The 23,273-nt window shown below is 60.5% G+C and carries 14 protein-coding genes and 1 pseudogene; 6 read left to right on the top strand and 9 right to left on the bottom strand.

Translation table 11 applies throughout. The annotated features are described in order from the left end of the window. Nucleotides 1-65: 65 nt before the first annotated feature. Both M2428_RS14850 and M2428_RS14845 read left to right on the top strand, forming a co-directional pair. Entirely contained in the window at nucleotides 66-1,490 is a 1,425-nt protein-coding gene (locus M2428_RS14850) for a DNA cytosine methyltransferase (protein ID WP_277526823.1), read from the top strand. A 144-nt stretch (nucleotides 1,491-1,634) separates the two neighbouring features. Then, nucleotides 1,635-2,045, top strand: a complete 411-nt coding sequence (locus M2428_RS14845; RefSeq protein WP_277526723.1) for a very short patch repair endonuclease — start codon at nucleotides 1,635-1,637, stop codon at nucleotides 2,043-2,045. A gap of 54 nt (nucleotides 2,046-2,099) precedes the next feature. Here the strand turns inward: M2428_RS14845 and M2428_RS14840 are convergent, their stop codons facing one another. The 4 genes from M2428_RS14840 to M2428_RS14825 form a co-directional block, all read right to left on the bottom strand. Next, nucleotides 2,100-2,834, bottom strand: coding sequence for a hypothetical protein (locus M2428_RS14840; RefSeq protein ID WP_277526722.1), 735 nt, complete (start codon nucleotides 2,832-2,834; stop codon nucleotides 2,100-2,102). A 145-nt stretch (nucleotides 2,835-2,979) separates the two neighbouring features. Continuing rightward, a complete protein-coding gene (locus M2428_RS14835) occupies nucleotides 2,980-4,584 on the bottom strand; it encodes an SIR2 family protein (protein WP_277526721.1) in 1,605 nt (534 codons plus the stop codon). Between the two features lie 7 nt (nucleotides 4,585-4,591). Beyond that, the gene (locus tag M2428_RS14830; RefSeq protein ID WP_277526720.1) at nucleotides 4,592-5,575 is read right to left on the bottom strand and encodes a hypothetical protein; all 984 of its coding nucleotides are present in this window, start codon (nucleotides 5,573-5,575) and stop codon (nucleotides 4,592-4,594) included. Between the two features lie 435 nt (nucleotides 5,576-6,010). Beyond that, nucleotides 6,011-7,096, bottom strand: a complete 1,086-nt coding sequence (locus M2428_RS14825) for a hypothetical protein (RefSeq protein ID WP_277526719.1) — start codon at nucleotides 7,094-7,096, stop codon at nucleotides 6,011-6,013. A 1,176-nt stretch (nucleotides 7,097-8,272) separates the two neighbouring features. On the opposite strand from M2428_RS14825, the gene M2428_RS14820 reads away from it, so the two are divergent. Both M2428_RS14820 and M2428_RS14815 read left to right on the top strand, forming a co-directional pair. Next, the gene (locus M2428_RS14820) at nucleotides 8,273-8,869 is read left to right on the top strand and encodes an NYN domain-containing protein (protein ID WP_277526718.1); all 597 of its coding nucleotides are present in this window, start codon (nucleotides 8,273-8,275) and stop codon (nucleotides 8,867-8,869) included. Nucleotides 8,870-8,893: 24 nt separating this feature from the next. Then, nucleotides 8,894-9,271 carry a hypothetical protein gene (locus M2428_RS14815; protein WP_277526717.1) on the top strand — a complete coding sequence of 126 codons (378 nt, stop codon included), beginning with the start codon at nucleotides 8,894-8,896 and terminating at the stop codon, nucleotides 9,269-9,271. 82 nt (nucleotides 9,272-9,353) lie between these two features. Here M2428_RS14815 and M2428_RS14810 read toward each other — a convergent pair whose 3' ends face one another. From M2428_RS14810 to M2428_RS14790, 5 genes are all read right to left on the bottom strand, one after another. Further along, the gene (locus tag M2428_RS14810; RefSeq protein ID WP_277526716.1) at nucleotides 9,354-12,506 is read right to left on the bottom strand and encodes a helicase C-terminal domain-containing protein; all 3,153 of its coding nucleotides are present in this window, start codon (nucleotides 12,504-12,506) and stop codon (nucleotides 9,354-9,356) included. Beyond that, entirely contained in the window at nucleotides 12,496-14,376 is a 1,881-nt protein-coding gene (locus tag M2428_RS14805; RefSeq protein WP_277526715.1) for a phospholipase D family protein, read from the bottom strand. The genes M2428_RS14810 and M2428_RS14805 overlap by 11 nt, the downstream gene beginning before the upstream one ends. After that, nucleotides 14,369-15,577 (bottom strand): DUF6361 family protein, encoded by a 1,209-nt coding sequence (locus M2428_RS14800; RefSeq protein ID WP_277526714.1) that lies wholly within the window; start codon nucleotides 15,575-15,577, stop codon nucleotides 14,369-14,371. Before M2428_RS14800 ends, M2428_RS14805 begins: the two co-directional genes overlap by 8 nt. A 130-nt stretch (nucleotides 15,578-15,707) precedes the next feature. Further along, nucleotides 15,708-18,689: a DEAD/DEAH box helicase family protein gene (locus M2428_RS14795; RefSeq protein ID WP_277526822.1), complete on the bottom strand. Its 2,982-nt coding sequence runs from the start codon at nucleotides 18,687-18,689 to the stop codon at nucleotides 15,708-15,710. Next, entirely contained in the window at nucleotides 18,689-20,638 is a 1,950-nt protein-coding gene (locus M2428_RS14790; RefSeq protein WP_277526713.1) for a site-specific DNA-methyltransferase, read from the bottom strand. Before M2428_RS14790 ends, M2428_RS14795 begins: the two co-directional genes overlap by 1 nt. Nucleotides 20,639-20,716: 78 nt before the next feature. Between M2428_RS14790 and M2428_RS14785 the strand changes: the two genes are divergently transcribed. Both M2428_RS14785 and M2428_RS14780 read left to right on the top strand, forming a co-directional pair. Next, nucleotides 20,717-21,652 (top strand): FRG domain-containing protein, encoded by a 936-nt coding sequence (locus M2428_RS14785; RefSeq protein ID WP_277526712.1) that lies wholly within the window; start codon nucleotides 20,717-20,719, stop codon nucleotides 21,650-21,652. 782 nt (nucleotides 21,653-22,434) lie between these two features. Continuing rightward, nucleotides 22,435-22,674 (top strand): annotated as a pseudogene (locus M2428_RS14780) (zinc finger domain-containing protein); the annotation flags it as partial. Nucleotides 22,675-23,273: the final 599 nt, after the last annotated feature.

Below are 23,273 nucleotides of genomic sequence, written 5' to 3'. Positions count from 1 at the left end.
AGGGAACAGGGAACGCTGCGCCGTACCCGAGGAATAGGGTCGAGCTCTGGCACAATGTATCAGTGATGAAGTTCGTTGACCTGTTCTCGGGTTGTGGTGGTCTCTCGTTGGGCATGGAACGGGCGGGGGGCGAACTCGTCGCGGCCGTTGAGAAGTCAGACATGGCCGCGCGGACGTTCTTCCATAACTATGTCGCGGACGCGGCCGATGCGCGTGTCTGGCAGGAATACCTGCAGCGCAGCCTCCGGCGCCAGTTCGAAGGCAAAGTGTTGGTGAGTGAGCTGTGCAACGTGCTGGCCGATGATGGCCTCATGGAGAGATTCAGTGGACAGGATCTCGACGCCGTTGTTGGTGGTCCTCCCTGCCAAGGGTTCTCTCTAGCTGGCCGTAGGCGCAAGGACGACTTACGGAACCGACTTGCCTGGGAATATCTCGACTTCGTGGAACGTACCGAGCCCAAAGCGGTAGTAATTGAGAATGTTGTCGGAATGAGCCAAAGCTTCGTCAAGGGCGAAGAATCCTCGTTCTCCCAGCTGCAGGCCGCCCTCACCAACCTCGGACCTGGATACGTTGTCCAAGCCGTACGCGTAAACGCTGTGCACTACGGAGCCCCCCAGTTCCGCCCCAGGCTCATGCTAATTGCACTGAGGGGTGACGTGGCGACAACACTTCGAACACAGGCGACGCCTGGGATATGGAAATCAGATTTTGCAGATCTGGTGGGCGAAATACCGCCTCTAGCGCCCATCCCGACTATCCTTTCGGGTCGTGCCTTCACCATCCGTGATGCCGTCTCGGACTTGGGCGGTTGGGACGTCGCCGACGTTGGTAGGAACAAGGAGTACCGAGCCGGGCTGAGGCAAGCGGAGGATGCCGTACGTCCCAAACGACTTGAGGTATCGAATCATCCTCCGAACCAGACCCCCCGGCGGCACACGGACATTGTAGTTACTCGATTCTCTTTCTACCGGATGATGCATAGCTATGGCATCGACCAGCGCCTGCTCAGCCAGATGAGCTCCTTGGATCCGGAAGGCCAGAGGTCGACTGCGAAACGGGCATTGGCAAACGTAGAATTTCCCCTCGAACTCCAGTGCTCGGCACGGCCTTCGGCGGTCAGGAAAATCTCTTCCTTGGACGAACTAGTGGAGCTGGGTGTTGCGCTGGTGACGCGGAAGCATAGCCAGAAGGTGCTCAGTGCCAATGAACCGAGCCGAACCGTCGTTACTCTGCCCGACGACTACGTCCATCCGAGGGAGTCCCGAATCTTTACGGTTCGAGAGCTTGCACGTTTTCAAGGCTTCCCTGATTCATTCGAGTTTCTCGGTCGGGAAACGACAGGCGCGCATCGACGGAAGCTGGAAGTACCCCAATACACCCAGGTGGGGAACGCAGTATCACCGTGGCAGTCGTTTGCAGTGGGCACCCTTATTTCAAAGTTGCTGGCAGAGCACACAAGAATCAAGGCATCGGGAACAGCTTCCCTATGAGGATCGTCTGAGGCGCAGTGACTGACCTGTCTGGCCAACCGCAAGCGTCAGCGCAAAGCGCGTTTATGAAGGTGGGCGGCACCAACTTCCTCCTCTGAGGCTATGGCGTCCTCAGGCCGCCTTGGGCGGAACTAGGATTAAAACATGGCTGACTTCATGAGCCCTGAACAACGAAGCGCCCACATGGCTAAAATCCGCTCCAAAGATACAAAGCCCGAGATCATGCTTCGACGGATGCTGCACCGCGACGGGCTTCGGTACCGCCTCCACGATCGACGTTTGCCTGGAAGGCCGGACTTAGTATTCGGCGGGCGGAGGAAGGTCATCTTTGTCAACGGGTGCTTTTGGCATGGGCATAGCTGTCCGGTGGGGTCGCGCCTCCCGAAAAGCAACACCGAGTTCTGGGCGAACAAGCGACAGCGGAATCAGGAACGCGACGCCCTGCAACGCATCCAGCTAGTCGATCAGGGGTGGAGTTACCTGGATGTCTGGGAATGTGAAGTGTCGGCCGATGAGGACCTTGTCCGCCATGTCAGGCTGTTTCTGGACAACTGAGTGATAGATGACGTGCCGAGGAAGTCTTCTTCGTCGAAGTTGATTGCCTACATTTCACATCGAGCGCGGCCAGTAGTTGACCGTGCTCATGTCGCCGCGCTTCTTGGCCACCGTCCGGTGGCCGTACTCGCCGACGACTTCGTCGAATAGCGCGCCATCTAGGACGGGATCAACCCTGAACCCTCGGCGGCCCGAAATCGCGTCATACTCCCAGCTGTCCGGAATGATCCTGAACAGGCCACGTGTGACGCCCCGGTGGACGGCGACGACGTGCTCGATGCTGAGCTCTTCCACCTTTGACTGCCTCAACTTCCACCAGCAGCGCACCGAGTCGCCGAGCTCCTCGGCGTAAGAGGCCCGGTCGGCGAAATTGAGCCATTCTGTTCGGAATCCGTAGTCGCGTCGCATCGTGCCGCCCGGCGAAACTTCGAGATGGTCCACCCATGGCTTGAGGGTGATGAGAAGGACCGGTGGAACGGCGGGACCAAGCTGTGGGGCACCAAACTCTGCAACGATGTTGGCCAACGTCTCAATCCCATGGCCTCTGGAAGCTTCCCGCCGTTCGTTGGTCAGTAAACCGAGGTGGGATAGAGGTCGGACGTGTCGGCTCGGTTGAATGAGGACCGACGACAATAGGTCGATTGTGGCGGCTTCCACTTGGGTGTACTCAGGACCCATGCCATGCCTTAGAATCCAAATCTCCGGCTCGAAGCCGGCTTGGCGGATCTCTTTGATTGTGGCTATTTTTCGAGAGTGCTCCACCGGTGGTTCGTCGTCGGTAGCCGACAAACCTCGGCGTCCAGACCGTGTTGGACAGCCCGCGCCCCGGTTCCCTTGCCCACATAGAAGGGGGCCATAGTGCGAGGGTCAAGTAGGAGATAAACATAATTGCCCAGATACTCGGCGACCTGGGTCAGGACCCGGACGTCGACTTTCATGGCAATTCGTTCCGTTCATAGTTGTGGCCGGGGGTATAGCCCAGACTCGCGAGGGCACCTTCGAGTACGCCCCACACTTCGGCAGATGTTTCAGCTCTCGGTTGTTGCGCCAGCGTCAGAAGCTGCTGCCGAAGTTCGCTTTCTCCTCGAGGGAGTCCGCGGCTGTATGCGGGCGCCAGCAAATAGGAGTGGTTATCCGTTGCATAGGCCATCATCATGTCGAGGAAGATTTCGAGCTTCCTTCCTGCGGCATTTATAGCGGTTTGCACTTCGTCTTTGCAGGACCCGGGGACAGGAGCGTCGCCCGACATAGGCAAAATATCCAGCTTCCCTTCCCACACGAGTTTCTGCAGCGGCTCGTGGAAGAGTGACAGCACCGTACCCATCTGGTGGTTTCTGGAGACCTCCGTTGGGAGTGCACGCCTGACGTCGTGGACGATCTCGTGGAAGTGATCGTCGGCAAGGCCGAAGCCAACAAATAGCAGATGATGCGTGAGCAAGTGCGCTTTGACGAGAGCCGAAAGTGCGTCTCTGTTGCTGTTGTAACCAAGGTAGTCATCCCTGGTGAGCACAATGCTCTCCGGCTGACTGACTGATCCGTGCAGCTTCAGCAACCAGTTGTTGCCGACTGCAGGGACATTTTCCGGCAGGACGGTTCTCGGCCTTTGGGCGTCGGTGCAGGCAGTCTCGAAGAGCCTGTCGTAATTGAGTGTGATGGCGCCAGCCGACGGGAGGGTGGCAAGCAGTGCCGGCGCCAACCCGTATCTGGGCAGGTCGACAGCATCTGCTACAGCCGCCCCGAAGGCTTCTCGGGAGCCGTGCTGATCGGCATACAGCTGCTCCAGAACACCGGCTTGATCCAGCACACCTAGACCTTCGAACGCGGATTCTTCAGCTTCCTTCAGGTTGACGCGAGTCCTCAATTTATCTAGAAGCTGCGCCCAACTAGGCGCTCCGGCGCTGACGCTGACGCCAGCGCCGAGGAATGGCACCAGATGCCCGGCTCTGGCTTTGCCGCCAAGATCTTTGGCACTCTCATGCAGTTGATCGTCAAGGGAGGGCCACGTCGCGTGGCAGGGTGCCTCACGTCGCAGCTTTTGGGCCAGCGAGAAGGCCGCTTTGTCCCGCAGGACCAGGACGAGGTCGACGCCGAAACGATACGCGAGTTCGTTAGAGGCATCGAGAATCGCGCGCAGTGCCGCGCCAAGATTGTTTCCGGCACCACCTCCGGCGGTGCCGAAGAATGGCAAGGCAAGCAGCCTCCGTGGACGGGCGTGCGATTCTGGAACGGCAGCCACAGCACTTAGGACGAAGGCTTCGAGCCTCTCGGCGACGGCAGCGGGAGTCCAGCGGCCGTCGTTGGGGACGGCAGTCATGACCGGCAGCGGTGCATCCGGGCCCCAGGGGCGGATCGGCTCAGCCAGTGCCGCTCCATCACGGAAACTAACCGAGGCCGAATCCGTTGCCAGCCTCCGTAGCTCGGGATGAGCAGGGAGCCAATGAGACTCGATGTGAAGGGTTGAGTCAGTTGGCAGAAGCCATGCGTCACATTTCAGATTCAGGATGTCCGCCATGGCCACGAATACGTGGGGATGATTCATTTGTTGATCACACCTCGATCATGACTGAGGTGCCATCGACGCGCATCCATATGCTTCTGTCGGGCGTCCCTAGAGCGCTCATAATGGTTCGTCCGAGTCCGATGGTTCCGGACCGCGTGCCGTTCACACGCCAACGAGCCTCGACGACCTCGTCTCGGTATTTCACATATAGAAATCCATCGCCTGCTGGCAATGCGAACTTCGAGCGGGCGGGGATACGCAGGTTGGAACCGGCGCGGTCGTTCTTTGTGATGACCTGGGATTCAATTCGCGTCCCATGACCGACTACATCCGCGTCTGGCGACACCGGCCCGGCAAACGCGGAAGACGCAGGGGCCGACCCCAACGCCCGGAAGCTGGTTGCCGGGTCAGGCTGCGATCTGGCCTGTTGCAGTGTGTATCCGGCCATGCCGTGCCGCTTCCGTAGACCCGGTTTAACCGCAACGTTGGCAAACGGTGCAATGCGTTCGGAATCGTGAAGGGCTTGGCGCGCGGAAGGCGGCACGGCCTCTGCGAAAGATTTCAGCAGGTCGGCCTCTGCCGATTCTGGGGTCTCGGCTGCCGCATAGTGGACGAATAGTGCCTCAAGATTGACAAGGGTCTTCATCCACCAACCACCGGCATGAGGCGAGCGCTGGCCAATTCGCGTGCCGTAGTACTGATCCACCCGTTTCTGTACAGACGTGCCGGCCAGCCCGACATAGAGAACGGATGTTTCCGGAATCCAGAAGCCACCGATTCTTTCAGCAAGGTCATGACTGGATGCTGGCCTGCCATCGACCGTCACTGACGGGCAGATTTCCATAAGCGCATCGAGAGCTCTGGGATCGTGACGATAGGCCCCCACTAGGCCCACCGGATCGCCGAGATCTGAGGTAGAAGCAACGACATAAACACCGGGTAGATCCAACGGAATCCGGTCTCCCCAGCGCACTACCCCCGCCGGACTGAGTCCTGCTTCACTGAAAAGTTCCCCCACTGAAATGGTCATTCGACAATGCTAAGGGACACCTCTGACAATACGTGTAGCTGATCTTTGTCATCCCAGCCAAGGCACTAACAGGATTCAAAGGGAGAGTGGTGAGGCGCAGTTCCTCGGGATTTCGCACAATCCCCTCAACACCAACGCTCAGCCGGATCTCGGCGTCGACATCGCCAAGCACTTCTTCGATGGCCGCGCCGCCAGCGAGCCCGACCGGGATGCGGTACCTGAACCGGGCTACGCACGGTTCGAAGCTCCTGATCTTCACCCGGGAAACGTCGGAAGATGAGAGGGGCCTGACTGTTCCGTACATGTGTCTCGGACAGGTGGGTGCAGCACATGGGGGAGAGGCCGATCGCCATCACGTCGAAGCCGCACCGACCAATGCCGGCCGATGTCTACGCGGCTGCTGCTGCAGCTCAGTAGTTCAGTATTGAGCTTGGTTCACTTGTCTCGCATGATCGTCACAGTCGGCATGGGGCCGATATCACCGACGTCGTAGCCTCCTCGGGTATGTGCGCTCACTAGGACCGTCTTTGGGTCATTCCAGGAACTGCCAGGCGCTCGGCGGTAGAACTCGCGTACCTCATGGACACTTCTACCCCCGTAGTTAGAGAAGAATCCCTCGCGGAGGCCCGCGGTAGCAACGCCATTTTCGATGACAACTGGAACCAGCCAGTCGCTATGAGGCTTATATACGAGGCTTCGACTTACGGCTCGGGTGTGACCGTCGACGTAGTTGCGACTACGCGGTTCCAAGGACGCGGGTGCAGTCCGGCGGATGTGGATGCCTTTCCGTAGCTTCAGCGCGGCCTCCGCCATGAACTGGGCGTCCTCTCGGTCCATCTCGGTCAGCTTCGCATGCCGTGACGTGGAGATCAGGCGTCCGCGAAGGGGCACGTATTGTCCGAGGTCCATACCCCGGACCCAATCAGACATGGCACCGAAAGTTACGACTGCCAGCTGCGTTTCGTGCTGCTCCACATGCCAGAAGATGAAGCGGCTCTTGCCTGTGTCGGTGAGGACCCCTGTGTGCATGGGACGCAGATTAGTTAGGGCGTTCGCGACGCCGCCCGGTGTGGCGCTCCCGCAGCTCCTGCGCGAGACTGCCCGAATGGCGTTGCTGACTTCGTGATAAGCGAACAGGCCGAACTTTCCGTGGCAGACGATAAGCAGCAGGTTACGAAGCGCACGGGCGGTGAGCTTCGCGCTATCCGTGTCGGCCGGGGAGGCCTTGGCGATGCGTTCGTCCAGGTCGAGCGCTGCTTTTAGTCCGTCGAACAAGACCGGGTGGTCTTTGGGCGCAAAGCTGCTGAGCGTCAGTTGCAGTTCCTCGAGGGCGGGGCTTCCGACACTTAGGGTTGTGGGCAGTGGGTCCACATGAGGTAGGAGCTTGATGGTGCTCGCTTCCGGCTTGGACTCAGGGTCAATTTCTCGTCGATGCCGACGGTCGTCGAGTTCCCGCTTGATCTTGGCTGCCAGGGGATTGTAAATGTTGCTCGTCGTCGCTTTCGGCACGGTGATCGGCACTTGGGCGGCGCCCGTGTTCGTTGGAGACTCAGTTGATGGGCGACGCGGTGCATGCGGTGCCCCGTTTTGTTGTCTTGCCGACGCTGAAGCCCGCCCCCGTTCCGCAATATGCGCCGCAATCTGTCGGTGGTGCCGGACAATTCCTGCCCACGAGCGATTGGGGAATCGCTGGATGTCACGACGTGCTGGCACGAAGCCGAAGGCCAAGAGGCTGGCTACAAAGTCCTTCTCTATCCGGTCGTAATCTTCGAGACTGATGCGACCCCCGGGGTCAGGTCTATAGGTGGCGCGCGTCAGAGGCTCTAGTTTCGCCGGACGGACGGCAAACCGTCGAAGGTGGTCTGCCTCTTCCGGAAACAGCCGTGTTAGTCTCGGTTTGGAGTGGAGCTGTATCCCGGCTCTGCGACACTCTCGGATCAAGTCCTGAACCTTCAGACCAGTCTCTTGGGCAATGACACTAAGCAAAATTCCTGGTCTATTCGTTCCAGAGAGGCGCGGACTCGGGGAGCGTCCGGCCCGCGACTGGGGATCATGCAGGATTCGGGGGCGAGGCTCTCGTAGCTCGCGTCGCGCCACCGGTGGCTGCCGCTCCGGTGGTGCGTCCTGAGCGACCCCCAGCACGTCCTGTTTGAACTTTCGCAGCGCCGCTTGTTGTTCTTCGTCGAGCGTGCTCATTCTTCCCCCACAGTGCAAAATTGGTTACTGGGAAAGGCTACCCAGCAGCACCGACAATTCTGCGTTAGCCACGGCCGCGGTGCGCCGAGATGCACCGCCCCGAGCACCCTTGCTGACGCTGGTTCGGTGGGGCAATGAATGGCACGAAGGTGTGGGCGCGGCTCCGGGAGACCCCCGGCTGGCGGTCCATTTCGGAACTCTTGACAGCCGAATCAGGCAGCCTAGGGTTGCTGGGGTGTCCGAGCGACAGTCACAGACCCGCACGGACTTGACAATTTGCATTCCGCAATGCAAACTCAACTCAACTGATCCCTGCGCCTTCAAGGTGCGGGGCTTCTTTTGTATCTAGGAGAAATATCTATTCGGGATATCTTCCGAATGATCTTGGAAGTCATGCTGTAGTTCGAAGGATGATTCGAATCTCGTTTCACTAAAAAAATCATAGATCTAAATGCCGTCACGTAACCGTGGCGGCTTCACCTGTTAAAGGAGATAAATACTATGGAAAGAATCGCTGTTTTTCTAGACTATTCGAACGTCCATCTTGTGGGTCATGATCTTTTCGCCAGTGATTTCGAGAAGTGGAGCACGCATGTTTCGCCTCGCAGGGTTGCCGAATCAATCATGTCGAAGCGCACGAAGGAAGGCGAACTGGCAGGCATTTTCCTATACCGAGGAAGTCCGGAACGATTCTTGGATCCGGAAGCCACGAAGATCTTCAGGGATGAGCAACGGCGCTGGAGCACCGATTCCTTGGTTCATGCCACGTATTTGCCGCTCCACTACGCCAAGTATCGCGTTCAGCCCAAGGAATCAGGCGTCGATGTTCGTCTCAGCCTGGATCTTGTGAAGACTGCCGAGTCCCATCGATTCGACACGCTCATCCTCTTCTCGGGGGACAGTGATTGTTTCCCGGCTGTTCAGGACGTCCTTAAGACCACGACTCATCTGGAACTGGCAGCGTGGTCCGACGGCAGGGGGTGCCCGGGAAATCGCATCGCCCAGCAGGCCGCAAAGCATTTTCGCCTGTGGACGCATCGCCTTTCAGAGGATGACTTCTGGGACTGCCAGGACAACCAAGACTTCATCGCGGCCTAGACCCAATCGAGCAGGGGGACAGAAATGTACAAGTATTCAGGACCATGCAACGGCTTCGTGACCACCCTTCGCGGACAGACAGTGACGATGACAGGCAGGGTTGTTGTGCGCGGAGAGCACATCAAACGGGACAATCTGGCAAAGATCATCGAAACCAAGGGTGCGAAGTTCAAGAATGATCTGACTGGCCAGATATCCCTCCTCATTCATGGCGACCTAACCGGCCAGATTGTTGCAAATATGAAAATTCAGTTCAGTGACAAACTACTCGACGTCATCAACCAAGATCGCCGCAAGCATCACGTGTGCGTCGTCTCCTCCGCGGGGTTCTCCGAGTTGCTGAACGGCGGAACCACTAGGTGCCTCCATGATGCTGTCGCCGAGCGTGCGTCTGCGAACTAAGCCCGCGATTGCAGTGTCTCCCCGCTGCGCAGGCTGCAAGGCGTGGAGACCTCGCTGCCACCGGGTTCGGCAGACCGTCGACTTAAGGCTGCAAATTCAGCGGCTTGATCTCAGTCCCGTCCTTTATCAACCCCAGCAAATCGTCCTGCCTCGCCTGGCCCAGCGTCAGCCGGTACTTCGCGAGTCCTGCAAGCATGTGCTTGGTCCTGGGTACATCCCGGCTCAACGGGTGGTCTAGGAGCCGCCGTTCGATCTTGTGCGCTCCCGGGTGGATCCAGTGCGGGGCGAACTCCGTGTTGGAATCTTCCGGGTGCGCCGCAACATCGGCAGAAGCTACAGAAAACAGCGCTTCCCACGGGTCCGTGACTCCGGGCTTCAGCACCTCAGCGCCATGCGCTTCGGCCACATTCTTCCGCACCGCGTGCCCCAGGTACCGGTGGACCCGTCCCTCGCGCTGTTCGAAATCAACGGGGTTTCCGGGCACGTTCCAGTGGATGACCGAGTGGGCCCACCAGTGGAAGTCGATGCCCTCCTGGCCCACCGACGTGGACGCAAGCACGAACGGCCAGAAGGGGCTGTTGAAAGCGCGGCGGACATCGGGCATGCGGTTGCTGTCGCCGTCGTCCGTCTTGGCGTTGCTGTACCGGACGGCGAAACGGCTGCCCATACGGAGGTCCTCGTGCGAACCGTCGGGATACTTGGCGAGCATCTGGGCGGGCTTGAGGGACAAGGAACGCCGGATGTCATCGGCCAGCGCCCACAGCTGCTCGTTGGCGATCTCTCCGGGGGCCTGCTGGCTGCGGAGCTGGAAGACGTACTCGTCCAGCACCGCCTGGAGGTTTCCGGCTTCGCAGTAGCGCAAGACCTTCTGCCAGTAGTCGCCTTCGGGATAGAGCTTGTCCAGCAGCTCGGTGGCGTCGAGCCGGTTGAAGAGCGTGCGCAGGCCGGTCGCGGCGAAGACGGCGGCCTTCCATAGCTCGGCACCGTCGAACTCGTCCGGCACCACACGCCTCAGGGCACGGTAGAGGCAGTTGGCGGGGGAGTTGACGGCCAGATCTTCAATCCCGTCCTCCCAGCCCGCCGGCTCACCGACAACCGCGCCCAGCATCCGATCAACGTGTGCCAGATAGAGCCCGGCATCGGAGCCCCCTTCCCGCTCGGTTTCCCCGCCATCCGAAGCTTTGCCCTGCTGCTGGGTGTAATCGTCCAGCTGACGCAGCTCCCGCGTGGCCAGTTTGGCATTGTTCTTCCACTCTGCCGGCAGGGCACCCGGCACCGAGAAATAGGACGCCCAGGTACCGAGCCGGCTGGCTGAGTCGACGACGGCGCCGCCCACCATCGCGGTGCCGGCTGCGGCGGCGGCATCGCGAACAACATCGCCGGGCACCAGGGAACCACTCAATGAGGCACTCTCCAGCGGATCACCTGCAAGTGCCAGAGCAGCATGGGGGATGAACAGGGCCAGCGTGGACATGGCCTGGGGCTCACCGTCGCGGACACGGAACCGCAGTCGACCGCGGAAGCGTTTGCGGGCCTCCGCTGTGTTTTCACCGTGCAGCGGCGACGCCTCAAGGATCTGCCGCTCGGCCTCGTAGGAGAGCATCGTGGTGATAGCCGTCGGGGCGGCGTTCCACGCAGAAAAGACCAGCTGCTTGGTGACGTCCGCACTTACCTCTGCAAATGCGCCGGAGGGCGATACATAAGGGAGCGACGGCGGCATCCACAGCAGCTTCCACCAGCCCTGGCCGACGGTGTGCTCACGCACGGCCCGGAACTTGGCGTTGTCGGTCTCTACGGCGCCGTAGCGTCGATAAGCGTCAGAGTCTATGGTCGCCAGGGCCGGCAGCACCGGGTCAACGGCTTCACGGTCGCAGCTGATCCGGCCATCTAGCATCCTGCCGACCTTGTAGTCGGTGAGGAAGTGCGCGAACATCGGCACCGATTTCCAGTACTCCATCGGATTTCCGGCGCGCGTGGCCCGGAACAAAGCGGACAGGGACTTGTAGCTGGTGAGGTCCCCGGCGCGAACGTCCGTCGGCGCCATCTCGATCACGGACAGCATGTCATCTTTGCCGAGCTGGGGCCGCTCCGTACGGCTCATGAACAGCTTCAGATCGTCCTCGATGCGGTGCGTCAGCCCGTCGTCCCGGACCTGCTTCAGCAGCTGGGTCCGCCGGTCATCCAGGTCAGTTTCGAGGCCTTCCATGTACCCCTGCCGGTCGCTGCTGAGGAAACGCAGCAACTGGCGGAAGTCTGCGGCGTGGTCGTCGCCGTCCGCTTCGTTCGCCACGGTGTGCGCCTTGTACGGCGTGGCCGAGAGCAGGATCAGCTTGGCGCCGTCATAATTCAGGAACTGGCGCGCGAGCTCTGCCGCGGAATCCTCGTCGTCGGGCGCGGTGCCGGGGGAGTAGAGCAGATCGCGGAAGCGCTGGAACTCGTCCAGGATGATCAGGTCAGGTTCCAGGCAATCAAGCCCGGCCTGGGCCAGGTCTCCCCGGAGCCCTCCGATGATGGCGCTCATGCGGGGCCGGACATTGTCAGTTCCGGCGGTTAGGGCGTCGCTCATCGCCGTTTCAAAAGCGGCGAGATTTCCGCTCTTCGTGGCGAGCTGTCTGAATTTGTCACACACCGAGGTGACGAACCCTTCGGGATGCAGTTCGGTGAGGCGTTTGATTTCCCAGCTGAATCCGGGAACGCCAGCGCCCGCCCTCAACAGCTCGACCGCGTCATCCCGGCGTTCGGTAGTGGTCACTCCGAGCTGTTCGAGGATCCGAAACAGCACAGCCCGTTCTCGCGCCTGGCCGGTTGCCCCGCCGACGTTGAACGACGTGCCCGGCGTCAGCGAGATGAAGTTGACCCGCTTCCGTGTTCCCGGCGCCGCAGGAGCATTGAGCTTGGTCAGCTCGGCAGGCAGCAGCGTCAGCCGGCCCGACTCGATGATGTCCTTCTGCCCGGTGACGTTCAGCCTCCCGAGGTTCTGCTTGGCCAGGTCCGCATTGGAGCAGACGTAGACGACGTCGATGCGGTCCACGCCGGAATCCGGCCGGTCGAGCCGCTCGATCGCTTTCGCGATGACGCCGCGGGCCACCATGCTTTTGCCCAGCCCGGTCTCATCCGCGACGAGGAAGCGGTCGGCCGGCTGGTCATCCAGGTAAAGGCGCTTGAAGACATGTTCCACGGTCCGGCGCTGAAAGACCCTCAGACCGTCCAGCGCGGGCGTTGCATCAAACCCCATGAAGTTCCCCTATATCCAATGCTTCGGTGGCTGCCGTCCAGAGCGCGTGCAGCTGCAGAATCTCCGGGTCATCGCCGCGAAGGGCGAGCAGCCGGTCCATGACTACCTTCAGATCCGGAAAGACCAAGCCGGCGTCTGGGCCCGCCATCGCGCCCACCATCGCTTCGAAGAGTCCCGCGGCGGAGCCGTCGCCGAACGCTGAACCGGCGAACCACCCTGTGCCCGTCCCGGACCCCGGAAGGGCATCCTCCGGAGTGAGGAACAACAACAGGAACTGCCGGAGCTTTTGCGGGTCATCGAGCTGGCGGGCGATGATCTCATCCAGTCTTCCCGCAGGATCGGTACGCAGACTGCCCTGGATCACTGTGCTCTTGGACAGCCCGGCCGCCGGGTCCTCCAGAGTGAGCACCAGATAGGGCGTTACGTCAGCCAGCGGGATGGCGTGGAAGGCGTGTTCGTGCTGACCGCCGAAGGGCTCGACGACGGCGCTTGGCTGGGGGAGTGAAAGGAGCCGAAGCTTCGCGTGGAACTCGGGTTTGGGCGACCAGTCATGCGAGACGGTCACCGTGAACGTGCTCTTGGCATCGCCATCGAGGACGGCGTCGAGGAGGAACCGTTGCGCCGCAGCATCCCGCAGCGCATTCTCCAGCCGGAAGGCTGCCACGTCCTCTTCCGAGCGGGCCGCGCCGCCGGTGCCCAGATAGTCGGCGAAGGGCACGTCCTTGAGACTCTCCAGGATGCGCTGCACCCCCAGGCGTTTCTTGGCTCCCCGCATTTCCACCAGGAACTCCACGTTCCTGGTGAAGCCTGCTTCGGTGGCGTTGGCCGACCCGAGAAGCGCGTAAGTATGGTGGTCGTAGTCGCAGAAGTAGGCCTTGGCGTGCAGGCCGGTGAGATCGTCGGCAACGCGCTGGAGTCCGGACTCGTCTACATCGCTTTGCCCTGACTCCGACGATTCGGGGATGCCGAGTTCGTCAAAGACTTTGAACGACGTGCGGGTATCGGCGATCGTCTGTTGCTGGAGAAGGTTCAGCTGATCGTCGCGCGAATAGAGGTAGAGGTTGTCTGTCCAGCGGTCCCGCAGCCGGCGGATCAGTGTGTCATCGAGGAAGGGGGAGATAACCAGCTTCTCCCGGCCGCAGTGGGCCCCGTCTCCGGTCTTGTTATTCAACGCGATGAAGTTCTCCGGATCGCCGAGGTGCGCCACGATTGAGCCTTGTTCGAAGTTTTCGCCCATGCCCATCGGCCGGAAGGCCAGGCGGTGGATATCCTCGGGCAGGTCCCAGCGGACGTCAGTTAGGCGGGACGCGAGGCCGCGCATCCTGGCCAGCCGTTCGGCGTCGGGCGTTACCGTGCAGAGATCGGGGAGCCCTGCGATGAAGCGGGCCAAGGGGCCGCTGTCCGGTCCGGCATCCTCGGCGTTCTGCATGGGTTCGCCGTCCAAGCGGACGAGGAGGTCCCAGCTGGCGTCGGCGGTGAGGTTGCGGCTGCTGCACAGGAAGCGGTAGCGGCGCTCGGTGTCGTTCTCGAATTCGAGGAGCCAGATCTTCGGGTGGAAAAGGCCGCGCCGAACGCTGACCTGGTGGACCATCGGCTCCAGCAGTGCGAGCAGGTCCGAGGCGTCCGAGGGCGCCTTGATGTGGCCGGCCTGGCAGAAGATGTCCACGCGGTCGGAGACTTTGCGCAGGGCGCTGAGCACCGCCACCGGGTTGGTGAATTCTTCTCCGGAGCCCGCGACGAAGCTCAGCGGCACGGAAAGGGCGCTGGTCATGTCCAAGGTGAAGGTGGTGCCTACGGCGTGGGAGAGCCGGAATCCTGCCGGCGGGCGCAGCTGCTGGGTGAGTGCCTGCCTGTTTGCTGCCTCAAGCATTCGACTGCCCTTCCAGTGCGAGTCCTGCGTGGATGTCCAGGACATTCCGGCGTACTTGCGCCCAGCGGAAGCTCAGCGCTGCCACTCGGGCCGGAGGCCGCCAGGCGCGAAGCCGTCGTTCGTTGCGGAACCGAGAGTTGGACTTCTTCATGAGCTTCTCCCGGGTTTCGACGGCGGCACGGAAGTCCTGGTTGTCGATCAGTTTTCCGGGGCTTGTGGCTACCTGTGTCATGGCCCGGGCGAAGCCGGCGGTGTTGCTATTGATGCCGCGGTTCAGCGCCGTGGCGCGGACGATGAAATCGTTCACGTCCCAGCCGGCGAGGAGCTCGCGCTTGCTGTCCCGCTGCTCCTCCCACGCTTCGAGAAGTTCCTCCGTGGGCTCCAGCGTGTCCTCGCCAACGCTGAAAACGGAAGCTGAGAACTCGGCCAGCAGGTGCTGGTAGAGGATGGTGGCGCCGTTGTGGATGAAGGAGAACACCTCTGCATCTTTGAGCCACTGCGCGGGGTCGCCCTCCGCACTGCGGCACGCAGGGTCCAGCCAGGGTGCCCAGAGTCCCGGGGTGGGGCTGACCTCGGATCCGACGACATGGGCAAGCATGGTGCGGGGGCAGGTGGTCAGGATGCGTTCCTGGAGCCAGCGGGCTTCGTCATGGGACAGCTTCAGTCCGCGATACTCGGCTTGCGGAAAGCCTGCCGGCGGCTTGGGAAGGGTCTGGTTCCAGACCGAATAGGTGGGTTCGCCGTCTTCGGGCGCGGGGGCATCTGCGCACATGAGCTGCGCGACGGCAGAGCGGTCAGTGTCCGGGCTGACGATGCCGTAGGTGCGCAGCGCGGTCCAATATGCGGCCGAGGGGAGTAGCTGGACGTTCCGGCCGGCGTCACGGCCGATATAGCTTTCCTCGCCGATTTCTTTGAGCCTTGCGATCAGCTGCCGCTCTGACTCCTCGGACCGCTTCCTCAGCTCATCTGGGTTCCGTGTGCTGCGGTGGGCAGTTTGGTAGGCCCACGGGACGAGCAGCATGTACCGCGCGCCCAAGTGCAGCACGGAAGTGCCCGGGAACAAGCTGTTGCTGATCGCGTCGCGCAACTGCCCCATGCCGAGGTCATCAGTGGTTTCCGGCGTGCCGAAGAGCTTCACGAGCTCGCGCATCTTCGAGTTTTCCTCTGTAGACGCGTCGAGCCAGGAGATGAGGGAGGTCACGGTGGTTCTCGCTTCTGCTTGTCAGAGGCTTACTCGGTGAAGGCATCCAATTCGCGGACTAACCCGCGTCCGCGCATGGGGCGCGGACGAGGCCGTCCGGCACTGAATGCCGTCCAATGAAATGTGCTGTCTATAGGTGCCATGCTCCGGGCACGGCTCGTGCGTAGTCGCCGACACCGATGGCGTCGAAGTGGCGCTTGGCGGATTTGATCTTGGCGAGTTCGGTCGGGCGGAGCTTTGAGTCATCGAGCGTGCTCTTCGTTTCGCGGATCATGTAGATGCGGTTCTCGCCTTCCTCTATCTTCATAATCGCCCAGTCGGGGTTGTATGGGCCGACGGGGGTGTCGATCTTGAACTTGGCGGGGAGTTTCATGAACATCTTGATGTCCTCACGCGAGTCGAGCAGCTCGGCGAACTGGCGTTCGACGTCGGAGTCGAAGACGACGTAGTCGAAGTCCGTTTTCTGGGTGTGCTGCACTTTGTACATCTGGTCGAGGAAGCGCTCTTTCTCCTCCTCGCCGTCCTTTTGCAGTTCACGCAGCTCGTAGACGGAGCCTGCGATCTTCTCGTATTGGATGCCCTCGACTACGAGCTTGGCAAGCTCTCCTTGGAGCGCACGTTTGGCCATCGCGATGAAGTCGTTCGGGTTGCCGATGAACTCGCCGAGCCGGCCACTGCCGATCAGGATGTCGACGATGGTCTTGCGGGTGAGGGAGGTCGCTTCCTGGAGTTCGGTGATGATGTCTGGCAGGTCGTAGCTGCCTTTGAGATCCGCCGAGCGGGTGCCGAGTTCCTCGCCTTTGGCGCCACCTCGAAGCACCTTGACTCCGGCGCGGGTGACTTGGATTCGCAGCGCGTCGATGGTGGGAGCGTCCTTGATCGCGGCGATCGCGTTTTCGATGATCTCGTCGCGGCTGACGCGCACGCGGTAAGTGGTCTTCTGGCTGATCGTTTCCCAGAACTCCTCGAACTCTGGTGTCGCGTAGAGCTGTTTGTTGAGCACGCGCGGCTGGCGCTTACTGACCGGCTTGACGTACTTGCCGATGTTCGCGCGATCGACCAGCTCAATGATAATCGGCTCCGCCCAGACGAAGTCGACCGGCAGGCCAAGGTCGAAACCGAGCTGGTTTGGTTGGAACTTCGGAGTGACGGCACCTTCTTTGTCGATGAATCCCTTGCCATGAAGGTGTTCCCACACTTGGACGGAACGCTGGTAGCCGAACCGCTCGTCGGTGAGCGCACCGTTTTCGTCCTGCAGAGGGATCTTCGAGAACTCAGCCTTGCGCACCCGCCCGATCTCGACGCCGGCGTCCTTGTACTCTTTTTGGAGCGCGTCGGCGAACTTCGTGTACGACTCGTTCGCCACCACCGTCAACGTCGCAACCCCGCGGTCGGGGACGCGGGCGTAGCCGCTTTTGGTCTTGGCGACGGGGAGGCGCAGGCCGCGCCCGAGCGTCTGGCGGCGTTCGGTCTCGGCACCCATTTCGCGCAGGGTGCAGATCTGGAAGACGTTCGGGTTGTCCCAACCCTCGCGCAGGGCAGAGTGGCTGAAGATGAACCGCACTGGCTCGCTCTCGTCGAGCAGGCGCTCTTTCTGCTGCATGATCAGTTCGTAGGCGTCGTCATCGGCCTTGGTCGTACCGGATGAGTCCTGGAAGGCGGTTGTCTTGCCGCGTTTGATCTGGGAGAAGTAGGCGCGGCGGAGCTCACTCGGCGCCTGCGGGAGCAGCTCCTGGTAGCGCGGGGATTTGGCACGTTCCTCGATGAAGACCTCATCGAACCATTGCACGAAGTCACCGTTGGCGTCATCGTTGTTTGTGCCGTCGCCCAGGTAGCTGGCGACCTTGTCGACAAAGAAGAGGCTGAGCACCTTGATGCCCTTGGCACGCAGCATCGACTCCTTGCGCAGGTGCTCCCGGACGGTCTCGCGGATCATCTCTTTGTATATCGCGCCGGCGGACGCGCCGATGCTCTCGCCCACGTAGAGGTAGCCGTGTGTGGTGAGGTCGACGCAGGCGGGTTGGATGCTCATCTCGTTGATCCGCCAACCCTCGTAGATCGGGTTGTTGGTTATACGCGCGTCCGAGAGCTCCTTATCCTGCTTCACGCTGACAATACGCCGTTCGAGCGAGCCATCGGCTTTGCGGCAGGACAGTTCCAGCCGGGCCGACCACGACGGCTCACGCCGCACCTCGACCAGCTTGATGTACGGTGTCGCGTCCGCGCCCTGCTGGGCTACCTCGGCCACGGCGATCTGCTTCACCAGCCCCAGGTCGTGGGCGTCGACCGGGTCGAGCCGGTAGACCACATTGCGCTGTTTCTTGTGGGTCGCGCTGTAGCGCAGGGTGAACACTGGGTCGAGTTCACCGAGCGCCGACTGCGAGAGCTGCGACTCCATATTCTGCGGCTCGTCCATGATGACGACCGGGTGGGTCGCCTTCAGGTAGTCGATGGGCCGCAGGCCATTCAACTTGTCGCGCGTCTGGTGGATGATGCGGGTGTTCGCGTTGCCGCGGATCGAGTCGATTGTCATGATCAGGATCTGCACGTTCGTCGAGGTCGCGAACGACTGGACTTCCTCGGCGCTCTTGCCGCTGTAGATCGAGTCATCGAAGGTGATGCCCTGCGGCTTGTAGAGGTTCTCGAAGTGCTCGCGCATGAGGCGGATGCTCGTGCTGACACCCTCCCGAATCGCAACGCTTGGCACGAGAATCACGAACTTCGTGAAGTTGTATCTGACGGCGAGATCGAAAATGGTGCGCAGATAGACGTAGGTCTTGCCCGTACCTGTCTCCATCTCGATGTCGAAGTCCAGGGCGTCGCCCGCGAGCTTCGGCGCTACCTCAAGGCCGTTCCGGTCCTGCACGCGCTGCAGGTTCGCAAAAACTAGCTCGCGATCGAGCACCAAGCTGTTACCGACGGCACCGACCTCCTGCGTGAGGTCGATATCGAGAGCCGCCTGATCCGACTCGGGCAGCACCGCTGCACCGCGCAGCATCGTGACGAGCTTTTCCGCATCCTTCGGTTGCCCGTCTATGAGGTCGACCACGGATGCGATCGCATCCAACTGATACGGCTGGCTGGCGTCAAACTGAAACCCTGACCCGCTCATCACGCCGTCCAGAGTTCAATACCGTTGCTCTTTGCGAGCTGGGCCAGGTTGGTCTTAAGTTCGTCGTCACCCTGGAACGCATCCTCGAGAACGATGATCCGTGTCGGGGACTCGTCGACGAACGCCCGGAACTGCTCCAACGTCGGCTTGACGTGCTCGTTCAGGTACGCCAGCACGGCGACATCTCCATCACGGTCACGAACAAGCCGGACATCGAGACCCGCAACCTCAGCCGCCGAGACAGCCTCGGTCAAGGAGTACCCCTGCTTGAGCAGGATCTCAGTCAACAGCTCGTCCGCCGTGGCATCATCAGTCGCGCTGTCACGCAGGCTCAACAGATGCTGCTGCAACGCGTCCTCCTCAACATCACTCGACACACGCCACTTCGAAAAGTTCGTATCGGCCAGCTTGTAGGAACGAAAACCCACGTCGAGTCCCGCGTCTTGGTCAGCCCGAAGCTGATTCCTTCGCGTACCGGCGAGCGACTCGCCTGCCTTGTCTATACGCAGACGTGCGAGATCCGCAATCGTGCTTCTGTTTTCGTTGCCAACGGGCTCCGGCAGCTGGACCTGAATGTGGCGACGCCGACCAGAGTCCCTCAAATTGGCGGACATCACAGCGTGGGCGGTCGTTGCCGACCCGGAGAAGAAGTCAAGAATCAACGCGTCTTCACCCGGCCGCGTGAACACGGTGACGAGATACTCGATGAGGCCGAGTGGCTTCGGATAAGAGAAAGACAACCCCCACGACGCGAGCAGCGAGCTGTTCTGTTTTGTCGTCCCCAGGTTTCGGAGGACTGACAGCACGTGGCCCTGATCTCCCGCACGACGCTTCATCATGTAAATTGCACCGGTATCCCTCAGCTCGAACCACGTTTCGCGACCGTCAGCATCGTCGATGGGTGAGCATCCGTTGCGGATAAATAGATCGAGCAGGTTTCGGGAACTCCACCCACTCCGCACGCGAGCCGGACCCACCACCTTTCCGTCTTTCACGACAATCTCGTCAAGCACGTGCGGGAAGGAGTCCTCGCGCGTGGAGATCCGGCCAGTTGCGAAGTTCGTCGGAAACCCGACCGGGAGCTCAACCTCAGACGGCGGGTTCGCCGGGCCATTCTTCGTGATGGAGTTCTCGATCAGGTCGCGATAGAGCTTGCTATCTTCGCCGATATTAGGGTCGATCACGGTGGGGCGCGCAAATTTCGCGGCGTTCCGCGCGTATGCGAATACGTACTCGTGGACGCCCTTGATCTTGCTTTGTTGGTCAACGTTGCCGTCATTCAGCCAGACGAATTGGGCAACGAGGTTATTCTCACCAAACACCTCGTCACAGAGCCGACGAAGCTGTGCCTGTTCGACGTCATTGATAGAAATCAGGATCACTCCGTCGTCTGTAAGCAGGTTCCGAGCGAGCTTGAGTCGCGGATACATCATATTCAGCCACGCTGAGTGGTAGTGGGGGTTGTCAGATGTGTTCCGTGCACTGGTGCTTTTGGCCTTGCCATCTTCACCGACCAAGCCGGTGTACCTCAGGTACGTTTGAAGTCCCTCGCGGTAATTATCCGGATAGACGAAGTCCTTTCCGGTGTTGTATGGAGGATCGATGTAGATCAGTTTGACCTTGGCGTGATACTGCTTTTGCAGGATCTTGAGAACTTCGAGGTTGTCACCCTCGATGAAGACGTTCTGTGTGGTGTCCCAGGCCTTCGAGTTCTCGAAGTCAGGACGAAGCGTAGCCGTGGTCGGTTCCTGGGCCGCGCGGAGGGCACGCTTCTTACCGGGCCAGAACAGCCCGAACCTTTCGCTGCTGTCGGCTGCGTCGCCGTCAAGAAGTTCCTTGAGTTTTTCGACATCCACCTTTCCGTCGGCGATGGCCTCGGGAACCAGCTCAGCAAGTCGCGTTGCCAGCTCTGTCTGAAAGTCAGGGGTTGTTGCAGGGGTCTCAGGCATGCCTCAAAGTATCCCATGCGGCAACGCCGATGCGTGCGCAGTCAATGTCGGCCGGTCCATTAGCGTACGCTCCTACCTATGCCAACTAGTTCACCGTCCTGGGATCCGCAAAGCTACTTTAACGCTTGGGAGCGTTCGGTTGACAGTTGGGCGAGCCTTCAAGAAGAGCTCATAAACGTTGAAAGGGTGTCGGGCGGAAGAAGATTGGTTTGGCGCGGCGTTCATGATGCCTCTTATGGCTTGTTGAGTTCCGCTTACCGTTGGCTGAAGAGCCGCGATCAAAAAGTCCCGTCGGAAGACCGACTGCGCGTTCTAGAGTCCCGACTGCTGTCAGTGTCCCGGGAAATTTGGCCCGATAGGGGCGGGAGCGCTCTCGAAACGCTCGCACATATTCAACATTATGGCGGCCCTACACGGCTTATCGATGTCAGCCACTCTGTGAACGTTGCCGTATTCTTCGCAACCGAGCAAAAGTTCGACACGAATACCCATATGCCCCGCGATGATGTTGACGGTCGACTATTTGCTTTCCAATCCGACGATCGGATGATCGATCTCAACTCAAACTGGGGATCACGGGAGATACCTTGGACAAATTGGGGCCCAAAAGAGAACGGCTGGGAAACTGAGCTTCCATTCATCTGGGATCCGCCGCGTGCGCTAAACGAGCGAATCACTGCTCAGCACGGAGCGTTCTTAGTGGGCGGTGTTCCGTCTCTGCCGCATGGTCAGAACTCTCGATATCGAATGCCCGGTGCATGGGAGCGCAGAAACATGAAAACAATGCCTGCGGCCGATGTGCGGAAGATAACATCTGTATCATTATTTTTAAAGGGTCTTAATCGGCGAACGGCGGAAAATTCACAAGCCGCCTACACGCTAAGAATTGCAGCCAAGGCAAAGCCTGAAATCAGGAAAAAGTTGCTCGGGGAACGGGGCTTGCATCATGGGTCAGTTTACCCAGATCTTTATGGACTCGCAGAGCATGGCGCCCATCTGGCTAAGCTCGCTTAGGGACTTACTCTCACCCCAAAACTGATGATGCGGTCGACTGCATTCACGAGGTCAGGCAAGGTTTTCGTGCCTTCCTGACCGTCGCCAGCGAATCGTGAGCAAGTGCTCGGTCTCGGGCGTTCCCTGGAGCGACTGGTCGATCAGGACGCGATACTAGTCGACCTCGGCGAGGGGCATCTTGCGCCTATCCCGGAAGTCCTCGTCAGCCTCCTCGGCACCCTGCTCGCAATTCCGAATTTCCTTCTTGAGCCGAAACTGCTCCATCTACTCGTAGGCCGGCCGGGCGACCTTGAGGGCTTCCTTCGCCTTGGCCCGGTAGTTGCGGACGGCACCCTCGTGCTCGGCCTTACAGTCCTGCCAGTTTCGGCAGAACAGTTTCTCCTGCTGGTCGTAGTAGCGGGACTTACGGCCATGGGCTTCCTTCTCCAGCTGCGCCCGTCCTGCATCGAGAACGGCGGCACCTATGAGTATTTTCTCTGCACCGCGAAGCAGGAGGCAAGTGCACCATACGGGCAGTGCGTCTCGATGAAGCAGAAACGGCCGTCGCCCGCGCCGTCGTTTCACAGCATTTCCCAAAGGTCGCTCGGAACGAGCTTCGGAATGAAGTGCGCCGTGCGCTCGTCGAGATGCAGTCGGAAGACTTCGAGGAGAAAGAGTCGCTTGGGATCCGCCTGCGCACGATTGAGGGGCAGGATGAACCCCTGATCGAACTCGCGGCTGAAGGCACGATCGCCAGCAGCAGGCTCCGTCAGGGACTGGAATCCGTCACGCTCCTGAAGGGCGCAATCCATGAAGTGCTCGTCGCGGCCGTGGCGGAGGCGGCCGGGAAGCCGCCCGCCGACCTTAAGGACACGAAAGCTAACCCACCTGCGGGTTCACGGCCGGGCCGGCGAGGCCTGCCCGGTCTGCGGGGATAGCGTCCGGGAGGTCTCCTTCGCGGCACGGCCCTGCAGTACTGCCCTACCTGCCAGACGAAGGGGAAGATCCTGGCGGACCGGCGCACCTCTCGCTTTCTGAAGTAACCGGTTCTTGAAGTAGCCCGCGGCCGCGGGAAAGTGTGAACCTGGAAAGCAGAAAACCCCGTCCCTGCCGGAAACGGCAGGGACGGGGTTTTTCTGTTGGTCGACGTCTCACTCTGTTCCACTAATTCCGTAACAGGGGTCAGCGTTACCACTATTACGCGAATTTCGGGCTCTTACCGGCCAAGCATCGAACCTGCCGATAACCGGACAGATGATACTCATAACGTCCAGGCGTACCTCAGCCCAGACGTAGATGGACACGTCTCAGCGACACTGCGCGAAGGGAGGTGATCGCTCGCTATACCGCGAGCGAGACTTCAACCGCTTTGGGGGTTGAGCATGGCGTCTCGAAATCCACGATCATAGGAGCGCTCCGCGCCAACAATGTTGTCGGCCGACGGCAAGCGCTTACTCTCGACCAGGTCGTTCGAGCGCCGCGACTGTACGAAGGTGGGCTGTCGCTGTCTAAAGTACCGATGACCATGACGGTCAGCCAGGAGACGATGAGGGTTGCCTTCATCAAGTCTGGACTCGAGCTACGAGAGCCTTCTAGTAGGCAAGCATCTGGCGAACGGCGTTAAGGTTCCGAGCGATGAGCC

It is taken from the genome of Arthrobacter sp. ES3-54 (assembly GCF_029504395.1).
GTDB lineage: Bacteria > Actinomycetota > Actinomycetes > Actinomycetales > Micrococcaceae > Arthrobacter.
Note: the sequence above shows the minus strand (reverse complement) of the source record. Positions and strands in the feature narration are given on the sequence as shown.